The sequence below is a fragment of the Pseudodesulfovibrio piezophilus C1TLV30 genome (assembly GCF_000341895.1).
Taxonomy (GTDB): Bacteria; Desulfobacterota; Desulfovibrionia; order Desulfovibrionales; family Desulfovibrionaceae; genus Pseudodesulfovibrio; species Pseudodesulfovibrio piezophilus.
The window spans coordinates 2208075-2223224 of record NC_020409.1 but is presented as its reverse complement, the minus strand read 5'-3'; the positions used below and the strand labels follow the sequence as shown (position 1 = coordinate 2223224).

Genomic DNA, 15150 nt, shown 5'->3' with positions numbered 1-15150 from the left:
ATTCCTTTCACAGCCACAGTCCGTTTTTGTTTTCCCAACCCCGACGTCTGCTGCATCGGGCCGACCGGAAAAGGATTCTTCATGTTTGGTATCCACGATCTTGCCTTGTTCATCATCTCCGGGCTGTTGCTCAATATCACGCCTGGGCAGGATGTCGCATATATTGTCAGTCGGAGTGCCGGCCATGGTTGGAAGATCGGGATTGTCGCTGCATTGGGTGTTGGCACCGGATGCTTTGTCCATGTCTTTTCTGCCGCCCTTGGTTTGTCCGCCATCCTGGCGACTTCGGCCACGGCATTCACTGTGGTCAAATTCATCGGGGCAGGCTATCTGGTCTGGGTTGGGCTTGCCATGTGGCGAAGAGCAGGCTCCGGGCAGCAAAAAATTTCTGTCAACTGTCGAGCTTCCTTGCGAAAAGTCTACACACAGGGATTCCTCACAAATGCCTTGAATCCCAAAGTCGCCCTCTTCTTTCTGGCCTTTCTTCCACAATTCGTCATGACGGAAGCTCCCTCGAAACCCCTGGCATTTCTCATACTGGGCATCCTGTTCACCTTCAATGCCGTCTTGATCAATCTCATATGGGCCTGGGTCGGCGCCCGTGCGGCGAGCTTCTTTCAAGGGGGTGGCAAATACGTTGGATGGATCAAACGTTCTGCCGGAACACTCTTCATCGCGCTCGGTGTTCGGCTGGCTTGTACCAAATCCGTCTGATTCATTCTTTCACGACACAATCCCGCTTTGTGCGAAGGCATATCGGACGAGCTTCCCACTCCCATTTTTCCTGATTGAAAGGGGAACTGGTTACGATCGCTCCTGCTGCCATTGGCAGAATCGAATCAGCATGAGAAAGCCCCGGTTTCGGGGCATGAAACCGGGGCTGACGGGGGTTTGGAGGTTTGAGGAGAGTGTGAGGGTTGTGATTCTTTCATCTATGCAGGTTTGCAGGAGTACCGCTTGGGGGAGAGACCTTTTCCTTGTTTTCTAAGGGATTGTATGGCCTTGGAGAGCTCTTTGCTTCGGCTCCGAGGACGTGTGCAATATCTCCTGGGCGTACAGGCTTACCTACTGCTTTCATGGCTGTGAAAACCAAGTTCTGCATTGGAAAATCCATAATATACTTTCTCTAATGCTATTAGTAATTATTAGTATTAATTTCTGTTTGTCAACCTCAAAAGAACCTTGCACTCGATAATCATGGGCTTTTCTGCTTGGTGTTCAAGCATGGTCCCTGCTGGCTATTCTTCCTCATCCTGGGTTATAGGCAGTGTATAGGAGTGTTCTCCGAGCTTGACCTTGGGCTGTTTGGACTTATGTAGCGGAATGCCCTCCTTTTGACACGTTTCCTTCACATTTCGGGAGCCAGGAAAACATGACCAGAGAGACTACCATGACGCAGGAAGATTTGTCCCTTGAGCTCTCCGAGCTGCGAGGTCGCCTTGCTCGAAGTGAAGCCGCATTGGCGGAACATATGCAAATGCGGGCCAGGGAGAGCGCCATCTGCATCGACGAGATCGAACAGCTCCGTCAGGCTCGGGAAACCATGGGACTGGCCAACCTGATAGTGGAAAAATCCCCGGCAGTATTATTTCGCCGTAATGCCGATGATGAAGCCGGGATCGTGTATGTCTCGGAAAATATCAGCCAGTGGGGATATGCCGCCTCGGATTTAATGGGTGGCATTGTCACCTTCAAGGATATGATTGTTGATGCTGACCAGGCCCGTATGCGGGACGAATTGCAGAAATATCGTGACCTCGATCTGGAAGAGTACACGCAGGAATATCGTATTCGAACGGCCGATGGGGAGGTGCGGTGGGTTTCGGATGAGACCTCGGTCATTCGGAATGAACAGGGGCGATTGCTCTATAATCAAGGTGTGCTCATCGACATAACCCGACGCAAGGAAGCAGAAGAAGCACTTTCATATAGTGAGTATAAATTTCGCCGTATCATCGAAGGTGCCGGAGAAGGCTACATGCTGCTTGATGAGGAACTGGTGATCAAGGAAGTCAATGACGCCTACTGCCGGATGCTTGGCCGTGAACGGGAAGAGCTGGTGGGCAGACGGCCGCACGATTACGCCACGCCGCAGTACAGGCTCTTTCTGGAACGCAACAGGGAACAGTTGCTCAAGCTTGAATACAGGCGTTTTGAGGGAAGCGTCTTTCATAAGGATGGTCATGCCATTCCCATATTGGTCAATGCCAATACGCTCCGTGACCAGCACGGCACTTTTCTGGGCAATGTCGCCTTTGTCGCTGATATTACGGAACAGAAAAAGGCCATAGAGTTGGCGGGGGAGGTGCAAAAAAGTCTACTGCCGGATTCTGCGCCGCATATTCCCGGACTCGATATTGCCGGTTCTTCCATTGCCAGTGAAATAGCGGGTGGAGATTATTTTGATTATCTGGAAGGGCTGGATCCGGAGCATCCGTCTCTTTCCGTGGCTGTGGGAGATATTTCCGGCCATGGTGTGGATGCGGCGCTGCTGATGACTTCGGCGCGGGGATTCCTGCGCATGCGGGCTTCACAGCCGGGGAGTCCTGCCCAGATCGTGACCGAAATGAATCGTCAACTTGCCTCGGATCTGGATGGTTCAGGTCGATTCATGACATTGTTCTATTTGAATCTGGACCCTGAAAAGCAATCAGCCCGCTGGGTCCGGGCCGGACATGACCCTGCCATGATTTATTGTCCGGTGCTTGATGTCTTTACCGAGCTTGGTGGTGAAGGAACCGGGCTGCCCCTGGGAGTCACCCGTGAATCGCACTATGATGAACAGGCCAATGAATTGCACCCCGGTCAGATCATCGCCATTGGCACAGATGGCATATGGGAAGCCAGAAATCGAAAAGGTGAGATGTTTGGCAAGGATCGATTCAAGAAAGTTGTGCGTGATCATGCCGGATATAGTGCTCAGGAAATTATGGACGCGGTGTTCAAGGCGGTCAGCGATTTTTCGGGTGGTACCAAGGCTGAAGACGATATCACGCTGGTCATTGTCAAATATGGATTTGACGATTAGATGCATCTGCCTTCTGCCAAGGAAACGTCTTTTTCGATCCGGGCAGAGGGTAAACTCCTGGAAATGAGCCTCAGTGTCCCACTTCTTTTCGCATGGCAAAGCCTGAACGCTCATCAGCGCGTTCGTTTCATGTGAAGAATTTTTCGCTCAGGAATCCGGTGTCTCAAAGATGGCAGGACGCAAATGCAATGACTCTGCTTTGAGCACAAAAATACATCCTGATCTGCGGGAAGCGATCACAAAGACTTTCTCTCTGCACATATCAGAAGAAAAGACGGCCTCTCCGCGCAGGGAAAAGTGCCCCCGAAGAGCCTGTTGTGAGACCTGACGGCAGGAAGATGAAAATCATTCATCCTTCAAGAAAATATCCCTTATACGATAACAGTGCCAAAATTCCTGGCACTCGGCCTTACAAGGAGCATTTCCGCTGCGCGCACAGGAAGACAGCATCAGACCAGACGAGGGTCGGGCTTTTCCCGGTTCCCAAGGGAGAACCTGCTTTGTGTGACCGTATCCGGGGATGCCGGAAACGGGCCGTGCGCTCTAATACCGAGGTCTTGGTGCGCGCGGTTTTGCTTCGTTGACCTTGAGTGTCCGTCCACCCATGTCGAATCCGTCAAGGGCTTCAATGGCTGAAAGGGCTTGTCTGTCATCCATCTCGACAAATCCGAAGCCACGAAAGCGTCCGGTTTCGCGGTCGTCAACGAGTTTGACGGAATTGACATCGCCATGAGCGGCGAACAGGTCACGGACATCGTCTTCTGAGGCACTAAAAGGAATGTTGCCAACGTAAATGCTCTTCATCTCAAAAAGGCTCCAACTCAAAAGGGATTCTGGTAGCGGGGAGAGGACTTGAACCTCTGGCCTTCGGGTTATGAGCCCGACGAGCTACCAACTGCTCCACCCCGCGCCGATACGCACCGTTACTCTCGACAGGCACACCGCATGTTGAAAGACGGATTACCGTCCGAATTACTTTATGCATAGTTTTTCGTCAACCCATTATCGAATAGACGAGGGGTACTTTTTTGAGGAAGGTGGCAGAGGGACGGAAGAAGGGGTGAGAAAGTCCCATTGTTTTTTGCGGAGCCAGGAATACGAGCGGATGCCGTGGACCATTTCAGCCAGCCGGGTCGAGGAAGAATTGACAAACAGGCTGAGTGAGGCAGTCCCGGTGCAGCGCATGGCAGTAAAGAGAAGCCAGCGCAGCTTGTCCGACGCCTTGAGTTCCGGGATGATCTGCCGATGCATTTTGCGCAGGTAAAGAGGGCCGGGATGTGCTTGCCTGGGCCATGCTTCAGCAATGGCCTCCCCGGCATAGAGACCGGAACACAAGGCAAAGAAGATTCCTTCACCCAGCAGGGGCTCCACGAATCCTCCGGCATCTCCTGCCAGGAGTGCGTTGCCGAAAACTGGGGTGTGCAGATAGTTTCCATAGGGGAGAGGGTGCCCATGAAGCGTTGGAATGGTATTTGATTTAATCTTGAGAAAATCTAGATATTCTTTAAATATTTGTAAAAATGACTCTTTTTTGTTCCTGAGCCCACACATCCCAACAATGACCCGATCCTGGTTGGGGAAAACCCATCCATATCCTGCATTGAGGAATCCGATATACAGTTCCGGGAAGGCCACTGTTCTGGGGAAGTCAGCGAGGTCCAGGGAAATTTCTATGGTCGGTGCCATGTGCCGCCGAAACCGTTTTCGGTCGTGATCGGGGAAGGCGGCACGAACCATCGAGTTTGCGCCGTCCGCACCAATGACAAAGTGTCCTTGCAGGACTGTTCCGCCCTCAAGGGTCACTGTCCCCTGTTCGGGGTCACACGACAAGACGCGAGCCTCCTCCCTGATTTCTGCCCCGGCTTTTTCTGTCAGCTTCAGCAGGTGGGCATCAAAGACTGTGCGGTCGGTGAAATGAAATGGGAATGGGCTTTTCCCTTCGGAGATGGTGTTCGAAAACGTTCGGATGGCATAGTGGTCAGAGACGAAATTAATGATCCCTTGCCTGGTCAGGGAGTCGATGGTTTCTCCATGAACCGCTTCCAACAATTTAATGGATTTCCAGGTCAGTAGGCCGCCGCAGAGTTTTTTTCGCGGGAATCTGGCCCGGTCGAGCATGAGCACACTGCGTCCGCTCCGGGCAAGGATTGTCCCTGCCGTTGCTCCGGACGGGCCGCACCCGCAAATGATGACATCAAATTGTTTTCCCATACAATCCCATTGGTTGGTCTATTCCTGTACACTGAGAAGCGCAGTATCCGCAAGGGGAACGCGCACAGGACTGGGAAAATGGAAAAATCAGATTTAAAAGATTAGTGAAATCAGGGAGCAGAGAGAGTCTGTCTCATGGAAAAGCTTCGGGTGATTACATGGTATTGACCAGAGAGTTGACTTTTTTCCCGTCCTTGATCAATTTTTTGTAAGCGCTGATATCCTTGTTGAATTTGGCGATGATATCCTGCACGAGGTGCTTGCGTGTGGTGCGCCGTACCGGAGTGGATATGCGCGCTCCGTCCTGCATGACCATGTGGATTTCAAATAGGATCTGGCTGGTGTCGGTAAGTTTTTTGTACCTGTCCTGAACCGAGCACTCTATATGGGTGGTGTCGATGATCCTGGTATGGCGCTTGATGAGGCGCAGAAGGGCATCCACCTCTTCTTCGGAGTAGTCTCTTCGGCCGAGGTCTCCGGTAAATGTCAGTTTTTTCGAAGCTGTTCGGCTGAAAACGGATTCGCCGCTGCGCATGATGTCGAGATTGAAGAACACCAGCATGACAGCAAGGGCAAATAGGATGAGAAGGATATTTCGTATTTTCTCGTTGTTCTTGTTTTTTCTTGCAGCCATGATGCCTCGTTGTTTCTATGGGGGCACCTTCGGGTGCGAATGAGCGCCTTGGTCGTATAGGAGCTGGTCTGCGTGATTACAATTCCCGGCGACATGCCAGCGGCATGCGCCAGCCCGTGCCGAAGGAGCGGGGAGTCAACTTGATACCTGGGGCTGCCTGACGCCGTTTGAACTCCGCGAACCGGACCAATCCCAGTATCTTGTCGACTACTTCCGGTGAAAATCCCGCGTCCACGATCGCATCTCGTGAACAGTGCTTTTCAATATGCAGGGCGAGGATAGCGTCGAGGACGTCATAGGGCGGCAGGGAGTCCTGGTCCATTTGGTCGGGGCGAAGCTCTGCGGAGGGCGGTTTGGTGATGATCGCCTCAGGGATGAAGGGGCCGATATGGTCGTTGTACCATCTCGCGAGGGCAAAGACTCCTGTTTTGTCCACATCCGATATGACCGCGAAACCGCCGGACATGTCGCCGTAGATGGTACAGTACCCCACGGCCAGCTCACTCTTGTTGCCCGTGGTCAGCAACAGTGCCCTGTATTTGTTGGACAGGGCCATGAGCAGATTGCCCCGGATGCGTGATTGGATATTCTCTTCCGTGGTATCCGGCCCGTACCCAGCGAATGGTTCGGCCAGGGTCTCGGTAAATCGCTCCATGATCGGCTCGATGGGCAGGGTCACTGTCTCCATGCCGAGATTTTTCGCCAGTTCCAGAGAATCGTCAATGCTGCCTCGACTGGAATAGGGGGATGGCATGAGGACGCAGGTAACATTCTCAGCGCCCAGCGCCTCGGCAGCGACCACAGCCGTGACAGCGGAATCAATGCCACCGGATAGGCCGACAACACTTTTGGAAAAACCGCTCTTGCGCACGTAGTCACGGGTCCCCATCACCAGAGAGTGCCATGTCTCGGATTCGCGGGAAAAATCATCGTCCGTGATTGTGTTGTCCGTGTCGTCTGTTTCCACAAGGAAAACCTGTTCTGCAAAGCCTGCTGCGCGGGCCATGAGCGAGCCATCCGGTCTGAACGCACAGGACCTGCCATCAAAGACGAGATCGTCATTGCCGCCGGTCTGATTGGCATAGATGACCTGTGTGGCGTACTTTCGGGCGACTGCGCCGAGCATTTTTTCGCGCAGGGCCTGCTTGCCGAGTGAAATGGGCGAAGCCGAAAGATTGATGATCATCTGCGGATTGTGTGTGGCCATGGCCTCCTGAGGGTCTCGCGCATAGGTTCGATTGTCCCAGAAGTCTTTATCGTTCCATGAATCCTCGCAGATCGTCACCCCAATGACCGTCCCGTTGAAGCGGATAATGTTCGCTTCGGAATCTCCCACCGGGGCCGGTTCGAAATAGCGGGCTTCGTCAAAGACATCGTAGGTGGGAAGCAAAGTCTTGCGAATGACCTTTTTGATGTTTCCGTCCCGGCACCACATGGCACAGTTGTAGACAGGCTTGCCCTGCCCCGACGTATTGCGTTCCACACACCCGAGCAGCAGCGGCATATCGGGCAGGTCGTGAGCCAGGGTCTCTGCGGCCTGACGCGTTTTGGCCACAAAACCGTCATAGAGAAGCAGGTCTCTCGGGGGATAGCCGGTCAGGGCCAGTTCGGATGTCACGCAAAGGTCCGCCCCCAGGTTTGCAGCCCGCTGGGCTGCTTCCAGGATGCGTGACGCATTGCCTTCTATATCCCCTACCACAGGATTGAGTTGCAGGATGGCGACTTTCATCTGGTTTTGATACGCCAAAGCAGGAAGACGGGCAACCGTAGAAGCTTGCTTTTCTTTGCAGAACCGACCACCCCCTTGACATGAAATGGTCAGGAGGTCATTTTCCGAGGGGTAGGAAACGGTCCTGTTCCCATATGTGAACATCCCATGAACGAGTGAAAGCTCCTATCGCATGATATGACAGGGTTTTAATGGAAAACAGTAAAATTGCGGCATTGGTGGAACTCGGTATTCTGTGCCGGGGTGAAGATGTCTCGACCCATGGTAACGGGGCGGCCGATCATGGTCCTCATGCCTTTTCCCGGCACAACCAGGTGTCGTTGTATGAGAATCCAAAATATCGATTTCCCTTTCAGAATCCCGAAAAACCGGCTTATCTGCATTTTGACGGGGAAATCACGGTCGGTGAAGCCCTAGACAAGACCCGGTTCACGGTTTTCCTGGGGAGTGCCGATTCCGAGGAGCTTGACCGCTGTCTGGACAAGCCCGACACCATCGTACTCGTCTTTGAACCCGATGACCGAGTGCTTGTGGAGTATCTCGACCGTGCCCAGCTTTCTCGTCTGAACAGAGGTGGAGTCTTCTTTTTCACCGGGGCACCGTATTCTTTTAATCCCGCTTTGCAGGAGATGCTGCCCAAGGAGCTTTTCGAGCAGGGAACGCCGGTCTTTTTTCAGACGGAGCGGATTCGTGAACTCTATGGGAAATGGGCCGCGAAGGTCATAGAGTATATAGAAATACTCCATTATAGGCACGTCATCTATCCGGTGGGGAGCCAGTTTTTTTTGCGCTCCATTCCTTTTCGTCCCATCAAGCGGGATTTGATGTTCGATCAGCAGTTACATGTGTATGAAAACCTCATCGCATACCAGACCTGCCAAGGTGTGATGCATCTGGAGAACGCACTCAAGGGATTTCCGGCCATTCTGGTGGCAGCCGGACCGGACCTGAACGAGAAACTGGAATATATCCGGGCGAATCGTAACCGCGCCGTGATCATTTGTGTGAATAACGCGGTCAAGCCCATGGTCGAGGCAAAGATCAAACCACACTTTGTCGTTATCAATGATGCGTCCACGGCATCGGGCGAGGTCTTCAAAAACATCCCCAGGATTCACGAGACGATCCTTGTCGGGCACCTTTTTTCCGATCTCGGCGGAGACCGCTTCCGTCAGAAGTACCTGTTTGGCGATTATTTACCTGTGCTATTTGGCGACAAGGGTGATCTGGAGTTGCATGGCTCGGTGATTTCCACGGCTTTTTCCCTGGCCTGTTTGCTTGGATGTGACAAATGCATTTTCGTGGGAGCCCAGCTCTCGTCTCCCAACCCATGGGGATTGGATTATGCGAAGGGGACCATGAATTTTCGCGATAACGGCTCTCTTTCCGGAGAGACCTCCCGATTCCCTCATCTCTATCCGGTCCATACGGAGCAGGGTGTCACCAGTTATACAACATTGAACTTTCGGGACGCCGCCCTTTGGCTGGCTGAAGTCATTCGTCTGTCAGGAATCGAGTGCATCAATACGTCGAAAAGCAGCATCCTGTATGGGCAGGGGATTCGCTACGAAAGTGAGCCGGAGTTGCCAGATGCCAGAGTCACGAGGGAAGTGGCTGACCTTTTTCGTACCGCTCCTCCCGAAGTACGACCCGACATGGTGCTTCCCTTCATCAATAATGAGAAGGTCAACTGGTCCACCGTCAGGAATCTGAGTGCCGGGGTTTTGCAGGAAGCGGATGAAGTGGTTCTGACCCGAGGTTTTGCTGCTTTGCTTGAGTTTGACAAGAATAATATTTCCTATCTCGTCGAACGCTACCAATCTTTTGACAACAGGTATTTTTACGGCAAGGTTTTTCTCGAAGACAATGTGGCTCGGGTCGAGGGCCTTCGGTATTATTTCGATCATGTCAGGCGGATGAGTGATGAATTTCTGATGTTGCTCACCAGGGCGGAGAAAGGGTGTCGGCGGCTGTCTCGCGGCGTCACTCCCTGAAGCCCGGCAGCAACAGTGTCCGGGCCGCTGGCCCGATCTTGAATAGACGTGGGGAAAACGAATGCGTGAACCAGTTGTTTCGGTCGTGACCACCTGCTTTCGGGGAATGCCCTATCTTAGGGAATGCATTGAAAGTGTGCAGGCGCAGGATTGGCCTCATGTGGAGCATATACTCCAGGATGCCGGGTCTGATGACGGCACTGGCGAATATCTTGCCTCCCTTAATCATGGGAATCTTTTCTGGCGCTCTGAGCCGGATAGTGGAGAATATGAGGGGTTGAACCGGGCTTTGCAGCGTGTGACCGGTGATATTCTCATAGTTTTGAACGGGGATGACGCCCTGCTGCCTCATGCCTGCTCGTGGGCGGTAAAACATTTTGCCGCGCACCCGGAAGCCGCTGTCATCTATGGTGACGAGCATATTGTCGATGGTGAGAGCCTCCATATCTCGGACTTCATCGCCCCTGACTACGATCTGGAACAATTGCTTTGTGTGGAAATCGTGCCGCCGGCTCAAGCTGCCTTTATCAGTTGCGAGAAATTTCGCGAGGTCGGTTTTCATGTGGACGAATCCATGACCGACTGCGGGGATTATGAGATGTGGGTTCGTCTGGCTTGTCGATTCCCCTTTGTCCACATACCGGAGTTCGTCACCATGTATCGTTGGCACGACAACAAAAGTCGTCGCCCGGACGAAGTTGTCAACCATGTGAGCGCCAAGCAATACGTCCTCGACCGGTTTTTTTCGGAAGCCGGTAATATGGCTCGTTACGGCCATCTCCATGACCGTGCCCTGGCAGGATTGATGCTCTGGGGATCAGAGAGCTGCTTCTGGATGGGAGCCCATGACGCGGCGCGGGAATATCTGGTACAGGCGTTGGCTCATGCACCCGAACCGCAGAAGTTCTACAAATATTTCATGAAAACAGTGGATGATCGACCCGATTTTATTCGGGTTCTTGCCGAATTCGGCTCACCGGATCTGCTTGCTGCGGCGCCCGAGGACTTTGCCCACGCACTTGGCTGAGCCTTGGGAGGGGCTTCCCTGAACAGCGAATTATGCCCCTGAAAGCAAATATCCTTTCGGGGGCATGTTTTTGTTGTCAAATCACAAAAAGAATCAGAGGTACTCGATGGGATCGAGATAGAAATCCTGCTTGGCAAGCTCCTCCTGCCAGATGACCCGGTCATTTGGCAGGACGTCATCACCATATTCGGAACCAAAGTAAAGTCCTTGGCTGTCATTGTGAAAACCGCCGTGAGGCCAGCCCATTTCGCGCTGTTCAGCGTGTGACCAGACCTTGTGATCCGCGTCTTTCCCCAGTTCAGGGACGCGCATGATCCGGTAATGCTGGTCATGCAGGAAATGCTTCGGGATGTATGCGGAATTGCCTGTCAGGTTGACCTTGTCGGACTGAAAGCAGGTGGCGGCCTCTCGATCCATGTAATACATGCGCACCGCATTGTTCATAATCGTGTAAAAGTTGAGAGGGGGCGTGGCGGTGCCCAGAATCAGAAGCGGCTTTTTGGTGTCGGCGAGCCGTTCCTGCCCCACGAAATGCATGAATTTTTCCGCATCAACTCCCTTCGGAGTCACGGTGACCCAGTCGCCGAACCGGGTGCTGACCGGTGCCCGAACCACCGGAGGTCTCCCCTCGGCGATCATCTGTGCTTTGGCAAAATCCTCAGGGGTGTCGATGTCAACGCTTTCAATATGGTCCACCTGCATGGTGTAGAGGCGTTCAGCCGCGCTGATGCCGTATTGCATCCATCTGTTATCATAGCAGTTCCGGTGTGAGAAGACATAGGTAGAGTTGGAGGAGGGGCAGAACATGGGGTGGAGCCGGAAGACCCGCTTGACGCCTGCTTCATGGGGGTAATAGTAATCCATTGAAGCATACTGACGGCTGCTTTTGGAGAGCACGCGCCAGGGATAGCGTGTCTGTATGGCGTAGGCAGCTTCTCTCAGTTGTTCCACTTTTCTGAATGGATAAGTCGGCATGAACAGGCCAAAGTATTCATAGTCGTTGCCTGAGAGGTAGTGCTCGATAACCCCGGAAAGAGGGGCATCGTCGTGTGCCAATGAATCGGGACGATCCAGAACCCGAACAGTGTCGCCCGGATAGTATTCGTTGACGACTCTGGCGACTTCGCCACTTTCGGTGGAGACTGTGATGGTGTCGAAGACAGCTGATTGGAGCAGAGTATCAATGGTCCAGCAGATCAGCGGACGGTCTCCCAGCATCTTGATATTCTTTTTCTTGATTCGTTTGGATCCGTTTCGGGCGGGGATCAGTGCTCCAATTTTCATTGTGCTTCTCCGTGAGGTGCTTTTCCTGCCGGGTCATACGGGGTGCGGCAGATATCGAGGATCGTCTGTAATTCGGATACTTCCTCGGATTTTTGAAAGCGTTTGAGTGCTGCTTGAGCACGCAAGTATCTACTTTTGAATATTATTTTTCTCTTAAGAGCATGCCGCCATTTTTCGAATTTGCGGGCAATGGTGCCTGGAAGGGCCGTGCCTTCGCCTTTTCCTTTGACCCTGATCAGCCGTGACAGATAGCGGGCGATGAATAACCGTTTGAATTCGGCATGGGCCGTTGCGTAGGGAATATTCTGAGCCTCGGCTATTTCCCGTGTGACATAGGGGACCAGTTTACTCATTTCCTCGGACCACCCCGGACGGGTCATCCAGTCGAGGATGCTCGGGTCCTTTTCATAGATGGCATGGGCTTCACTGCCGATGGCGTTGGTCTGTTTCAGTCCATAGAGATGCTTCCCATGGTGGGTTTTCCCTTGAGCCAGCAGGCCGAAATCATCGAACATCAGAGGAAGCCACGTTTCCCTGGCATTGATGTGCCGCAGGTAGCTGAACCGTTTGCGGGCCTGGGCCGTGCGTTGGACAGTTGTCAGGGCACAACAATATTTGTCACACTGCTGGGCCAAACGGGTATAGACGTTGTCAGCGTTTCTCGACGGTACATTGTAATGTTCCGAAAAATAGAATTCCATGTCGCCATAGGCATTCTGACCATTTTTTCCGGGAATGGTGAAATCAAGGATCTCCCCTCTCGCCGCCATGTAGTCAGGATTTTTTTCCAGAAATCGCAGGCTGCGCAGAATACCGGATGGCAGGAAAAAGTCATCATCAGCAACAATGAGCACATAGGGGGTTTCCACTTTATCCAGTGAAAGGGAGATACGCTCCATGAATCCGCCGTAATCATCCGGTGTCTCGTACTTCTGATGTTCCACATGCAGCCCTTGAAAATGTTCCGGGCAGGCGAAAAAATCCGAGTTCTGGGCGCCCTGGCTTCCATCGGCGACCAGGATTCTCCATGGAAACGAAAATGTTCTCGCCTGCTGAAACCATCGGCGCATGAAGTGAATTCGGTCGCGGATAGGGAGTATGAGTGTCAGTTGGTCATGCATGAGTGGTTATCCTTGTCGCTCCGCTTCACTATACAGCACGGTGCATTGGCCGCACATGGGGATCGTGCTCTTGACTCCGTTTACATGCATTTTTCTCAGGTGCTGCATCCTGGGCGAGTTGAAGACGGCAATGGGATCGGTTTCGGATACATTGCCTACTGCGATGTCTGCATTGAGGAAATCTTCACAACAGAGGGGCACCGTACCATCCGCCAGAATAATCATCTGGTTGAAGATGTGATGGCAGGGACTTTTTTCTATGGTTTCATCGCGTTGGGAGACTCCCAGAACGTTTTCTTTGGAGTCGACGGCCCCACCCCAGGTGTGGATGTTGTAACTCAGGAGCAGATCGTTCCGGTCCGCAGAGAGACGGGCATTCCAGTATTGCTCGAATGGTTGCCATTGATCCCGGTTGCACTCTTGGCGAATGAAACGAACAACAAAACGAGTCGGAAAATTCCCTTGATCGCGCATGGCGATGATTCGCTCGGCATTGGCGACGACACGTTCGAAGCAAACCCCTCGGCGGATACCTTCATGGGTTGGTGCATCAATACCGTCGATGCTGAATATGACTGTTTCTATGCCGGTGTCGAGCAGTTCCTTCGCCATGTGCTCAGTCAGCAGGTCCGCGTTGGTCGAGATGGCCATACCGGTGAAGCCCTGCTGCTTGGCATAGCGGATACGCGCCATGATATCCGGGTCGAGTAGTGGTTCGCCCAGGGCGAAGAGGTCCAGTTTCTGAATCTGGGTGCGATGGGGTTTGAGGGAGTCGATGATATGTCGAAACAGAGGTTCCTTCATCACTCCCTTTCGTCGCTTGCTGGGTTGGTCAATGATGCACATGGTGCAGTGCGCATTGCAGCCGAAGAGTGTCTCGATATTGACGTGACTTGGGATCAGGACCTCATCATTCCATTCTATTTTGGGGAGAGTGCCGTTCATTGTTGACCCGGGGATCGTTCCCGATCGGTTTGTATCGTTTTTTTCGGTTGTTCGATGGCGACCATGGTTTCATAGACCTGTCCGCCACGGTGGACGAGAATGGTACCGCTCTTTTCCAGTGTGTTCACAGCTTCATCCACCCGCCCGACGATGACCTCGCGGGAGTGGAAGGGCAGCCCCATGGTTTCGATGCGCGTATGTGGGAACCGTTCGTAGGCATGGACGGCTACTTCATCGAAAAAGCGGGCCGTGAAGGCCACGGTGGCCCGGTCTTCTTCTTCTGTTGAAGTCGGATAGCCGATGATCAGGTCCGTACGCAGGAAAATATCGGGACGGAGTTCCCGCAGACGCAGGAAGAAGTCTTCCAGTTCAAGGACGACGGGAGCGCGATTCATTATTTCAAGCAGACGCGGGCTGGTGGTCTGAATCAGTGTCTGGAAATCCTTGATCCGGTCATCGGTCAGCAGATCGAGAAGCGCTTCACTATAGAGGGCGACCCAGTCGGGGTTGATCTGGGCCAGATGCAGCTTGACCGGAAAATCAAGGATGGCGCGGAGAAGCTCCACGTAAGTCCCCTCGCCCGTATCCGTTCCCCATGATCCGGTGTCGTTTCCGGTCAGCACGATGGTGTGCGCGCCGTTTTTAACGAGCGTTTCACATTGATCAAGGAGAGTTTGCATGGGAACACTTTTCAAGGGGCCGATGCCGAGTTTGTGCGGGCAGTGGGGGCAATCCGAGGAACACCCAGTCTGTAGCAGGACAAACTGTTTGCCCGGATCGTATATGCGGTATTCTTCCTGAAGCCGGAACTCGGTGGATGGCGGAATCGCATCCAGTTCCACCACCGGGTTGGTAACGAAATCAGTCAGTCGTTTCCATTGCGGCGAAGCAATGACATGATCCACTCCCAGTGCCTTGGCCTGTTCCGGGGAAACCGTGGTCAGGCAGCCGAAGAGGACTGTTTCTCCGGCCCCTTCATTCACCACGCTCCTGGCGATGTTCAGTGCTTCTTCCTCCAGACTGTGGAAGGCTGCGCAACATCCGGCAATGGCGAGATCGGCATCGGCGGCGCTTCGAACAAGTTGCCAACCGTTGGCATCGTAATAGCTGGCCACTCGACTCAGGATCAGCTTGTAGGCGGTGCAGGTGTTGTCATCAATAAAGTATTTTTTCATCT

The 15150-nt window shown here is 53.1% G+C and carries 12 protein-coding genes and 1 tRNA gene; 4 read left to right on the top strand and 9 right to left on the bottom strand.

The features are described from left to right. Positions 1-81 precede the first annotated feature (81 nt). Both BN4_RS10525 and BN4_RS10520 read left to right on the top strand, forming a co-directional pair. A complete protein-coding gene (locus BN4_RS10525; protein ID WP_015415373.1) occupies positions 82-714 on the top strand; it encodes a LysE family translocator in 633 nt (210 codons plus the stop codon). Between the two features lie 658 nt (positions 715-1372). After that, positions 1373-3028: a PP2C family protein-serine/threonine phosphatase gene (locus BN4_RS10520; protein ID WP_015415372.1), complete on the top strand. Its 1656-nt coding sequence runs from the start codon at positions 1373-1375 to the stop codon at positions 3026-3028. 543 nt (positions 3029-3571) lie between these two features. On the opposite strand, the gene BN4_RS10515 is transcribed toward BN4_RS10520, so the two are convergent. From BN4_RS10515 to BN4_RS10495, 5 genes are all read right to left on the bottom strand, one after another. Continuing rightward, positions 3572-3832, bottom strand: coding sequence for an RNA recognition motif domain-containing protein (locus BN4_RS10515; protein ID WP_015415371.1), 261 nt, complete (start codon positions 3830-3832; stop codon positions 3572-3574). Positions 3833-3862: 30 nt separating this feature from the next. After that, a tRNA-Met gene (locus BN4_RS10510) sits at positions 3863-3938 on the bottom strand. A 92-nt stretch (positions 3939-4030) separates the two neighbouring features. Further along, positions 4031-5239, bottom strand: coding sequence for a geranylgeranyl reductase family protein (locus BN4_RS10505; protein ID WP_015415369.1), 1209 nt, complete (start codon positions 5237-5239; stop codon positions 4031-4033). A gap of 154 nt (positions 5240-5393) precedes the next feature. Then, the gene (locus BN4_RS10500; RefSeq protein ID WP_015415368.1) at positions 5394-5873 is read right to left on the bottom strand and encodes a hypothetical protein; all 480 of its coding nucleotides are present in this window, start codon (positions 5871-5873) and stop codon (positions 5394-5396) included. Between the two features lie 76 nt (positions 5874-5949). Further along, positions 5950-7602: an NAD+ synthase gene (locus tag BN4_RS10495; protein WP_041720956.1), complete on the bottom strand. Its 1653-nt coding sequence runs from the start codon at positions 7600-7602 to the stop codon at positions 5950-5952. A 191-nt stretch (positions 7603-7793) separates the two neighbouring features. Between BN4_RS10495 and BN4_RS10490 the strand changes: the two genes are divergently transcribed. Together BN4_RS10490 and BN4_RS10485 are read left to right on the top strand one after the other, a co-directional pair. Next, a complete protein-coding gene (locus tag BN4_RS10490) occupies positions 7794-9596 on the top strand; it encodes a motility associated factor glycosyltransferase family protein (protein ID WP_015415366.1) in 1803 nt (600 codons plus the stop codon). A gap of 61 nt (positions 9597-9657) precedes the next feature. Beyond that, positions 9658-10623 carry a glycosyltransferase gene (locus tag BN4_RS10485; RefSeq protein WP_015415365.1) on the top strand — a complete coding sequence of 322 codons (966 nt, stop codon included), beginning with the start codon at positions 9658-9660 and terminating at the stop codon, positions 10621-10623. Positions 10624-10716: 93 nt separating this feature from the next. Here the strand turns inward: BN4_RS10485 and BN4_RS10480 are convergent, their stop codons facing one another. The 4 genes from BN4_RS10480 to BN4_RS10465 are packed head-to-tail and all read right to left on the bottom strand — an operon-like array spanning position 10717 to position 15148. Beyond that, the gene (locus BN4_RS10480; protein WP_015415364.1) at positions 10717-11907 is read right to left on the bottom strand and encodes an acylneuraminate cytidylyltransferase family protein; all 1191 of its coding nucleotides are present in this window, start codon (positions 11905-11907) and stop codon (positions 10717-10719) included. Then, positions 11904-13028 (bottom strand): glycosyltransferase family 2 protein, encoded by a 1125-nt coding sequence (locus BN4_RS10475; protein ID WP_015415363.1) that lies wholly within the window; start codon positions 13026-13028, stop codon positions 11904-11906. The genes BN4_RS10480 and BN4_RS10475 overlap by 4 nt, the downstream gene beginning before the upstream one ends. 6 nt (positions 13029-13034) lie before the next feature. Further along, on the bottom strand, positions 13035-13973 hold the full coding sequence (locus tag BN4_RS10470) for a radical SAM protein (protein ID WP_015415362.1): 939 nt from the start codon (positions 13971-13973) through the stop codon (positions 13035-13037). After that, positions 13970-15148: a radical SAM protein gene (locus BN4_RS10465; protein ID WP_015415361.1), complete on the bottom strand. Its 1179-nt coding sequence runs from the start codon at positions 15146-15148 to the stop codon at positions 13970-13972. Before BN4_RS10465 ends, BN4_RS10470 begins: the two co-directional genes overlap by 4 nt. Positions 15149-15150 lie beyond the last annotated feature (2 nt).

Coding starts and splice junctions, on each gene's coding strand:
- BN4_RS10475 (WP_015415363.1), bottom strand. CDS start 13,028: ATGCATGACCAACTGACACTCATACTCCCTATCCGCGACCGAATTCAC.
- BN4_RS10515 (WP_015415371.1), bottom strand. CDS start 3,832: ATGAAGAGCATTTACGTTGGCAACATTCCTTTTAGTGCCTCAGAAGAC.
- BN4_RS10495 (WP_041720956.1), bottom strand. CDS start 7,602: ATGAAAGTCGCCATCCTGCAACTCAATCCTGTGGTAGGGGATATAGAA.
- BN4_RS10485 (WP_015415365.1), top strand. CDS start 9,658: ATGCGTGAACCAGTTGTTTCGGTCGTGACCACCTGCTTTCGGGGAATG.
- BN4_RS10470 (WP_015415362.1), bottom strand. CDS start 13,973: ATGAACGGCACTCTCCCCAAAATAGAATGGAATGATGAGGTCCTGATC.
- BN4_RS10520 (WP_015415372.1), top strand. CDS start 1,373: ATGACCAGAGAGACTACCATGACGCAGGAAGATTTGTCCCTTGAGCTC.
- BN4_RS10465 (WP_015415361.1), bottom strand. CDS start 15,148: ATGAAAAAATACTTTATTGATGACAACACCTGCACCGCCTACAAGCTG.
- BN4_RS10500 (WP_015415368.1), bottom strand. CDS start 5,873: ATGGCTGCAAGAAAAAACAAGAACAACGAGAAAATACGAAATATCCTT.
- BN4_RS10480 (WP_015415364.1), bottom strand. CDS start 11,907: ATGAAAATTGGAGCACTGATCCCCGCCCGAAACGGATCCAAACGAATC.
- BN4_RS10490 (WP_015415366.1), top strand. CDS start 7,794: ATGGAAAACAGTAAAATTGCGGCATTGGTGGAACTCGGTATTCTGTGC.
- BN4_RS10505 (WP_015415369.1), bottom strand. CDS start 5,239: ATGGGAAAACAATTTGATGTCATCATTTGCGGGTGCGGCCCGTCCGGA.
- BN4_RS10525 (WP_015415373.1), top strand. CDS start 82: ATGTTTGGTATCCACGATCTTGCCTTGTTCATCATCTCCGGGCTGTTG.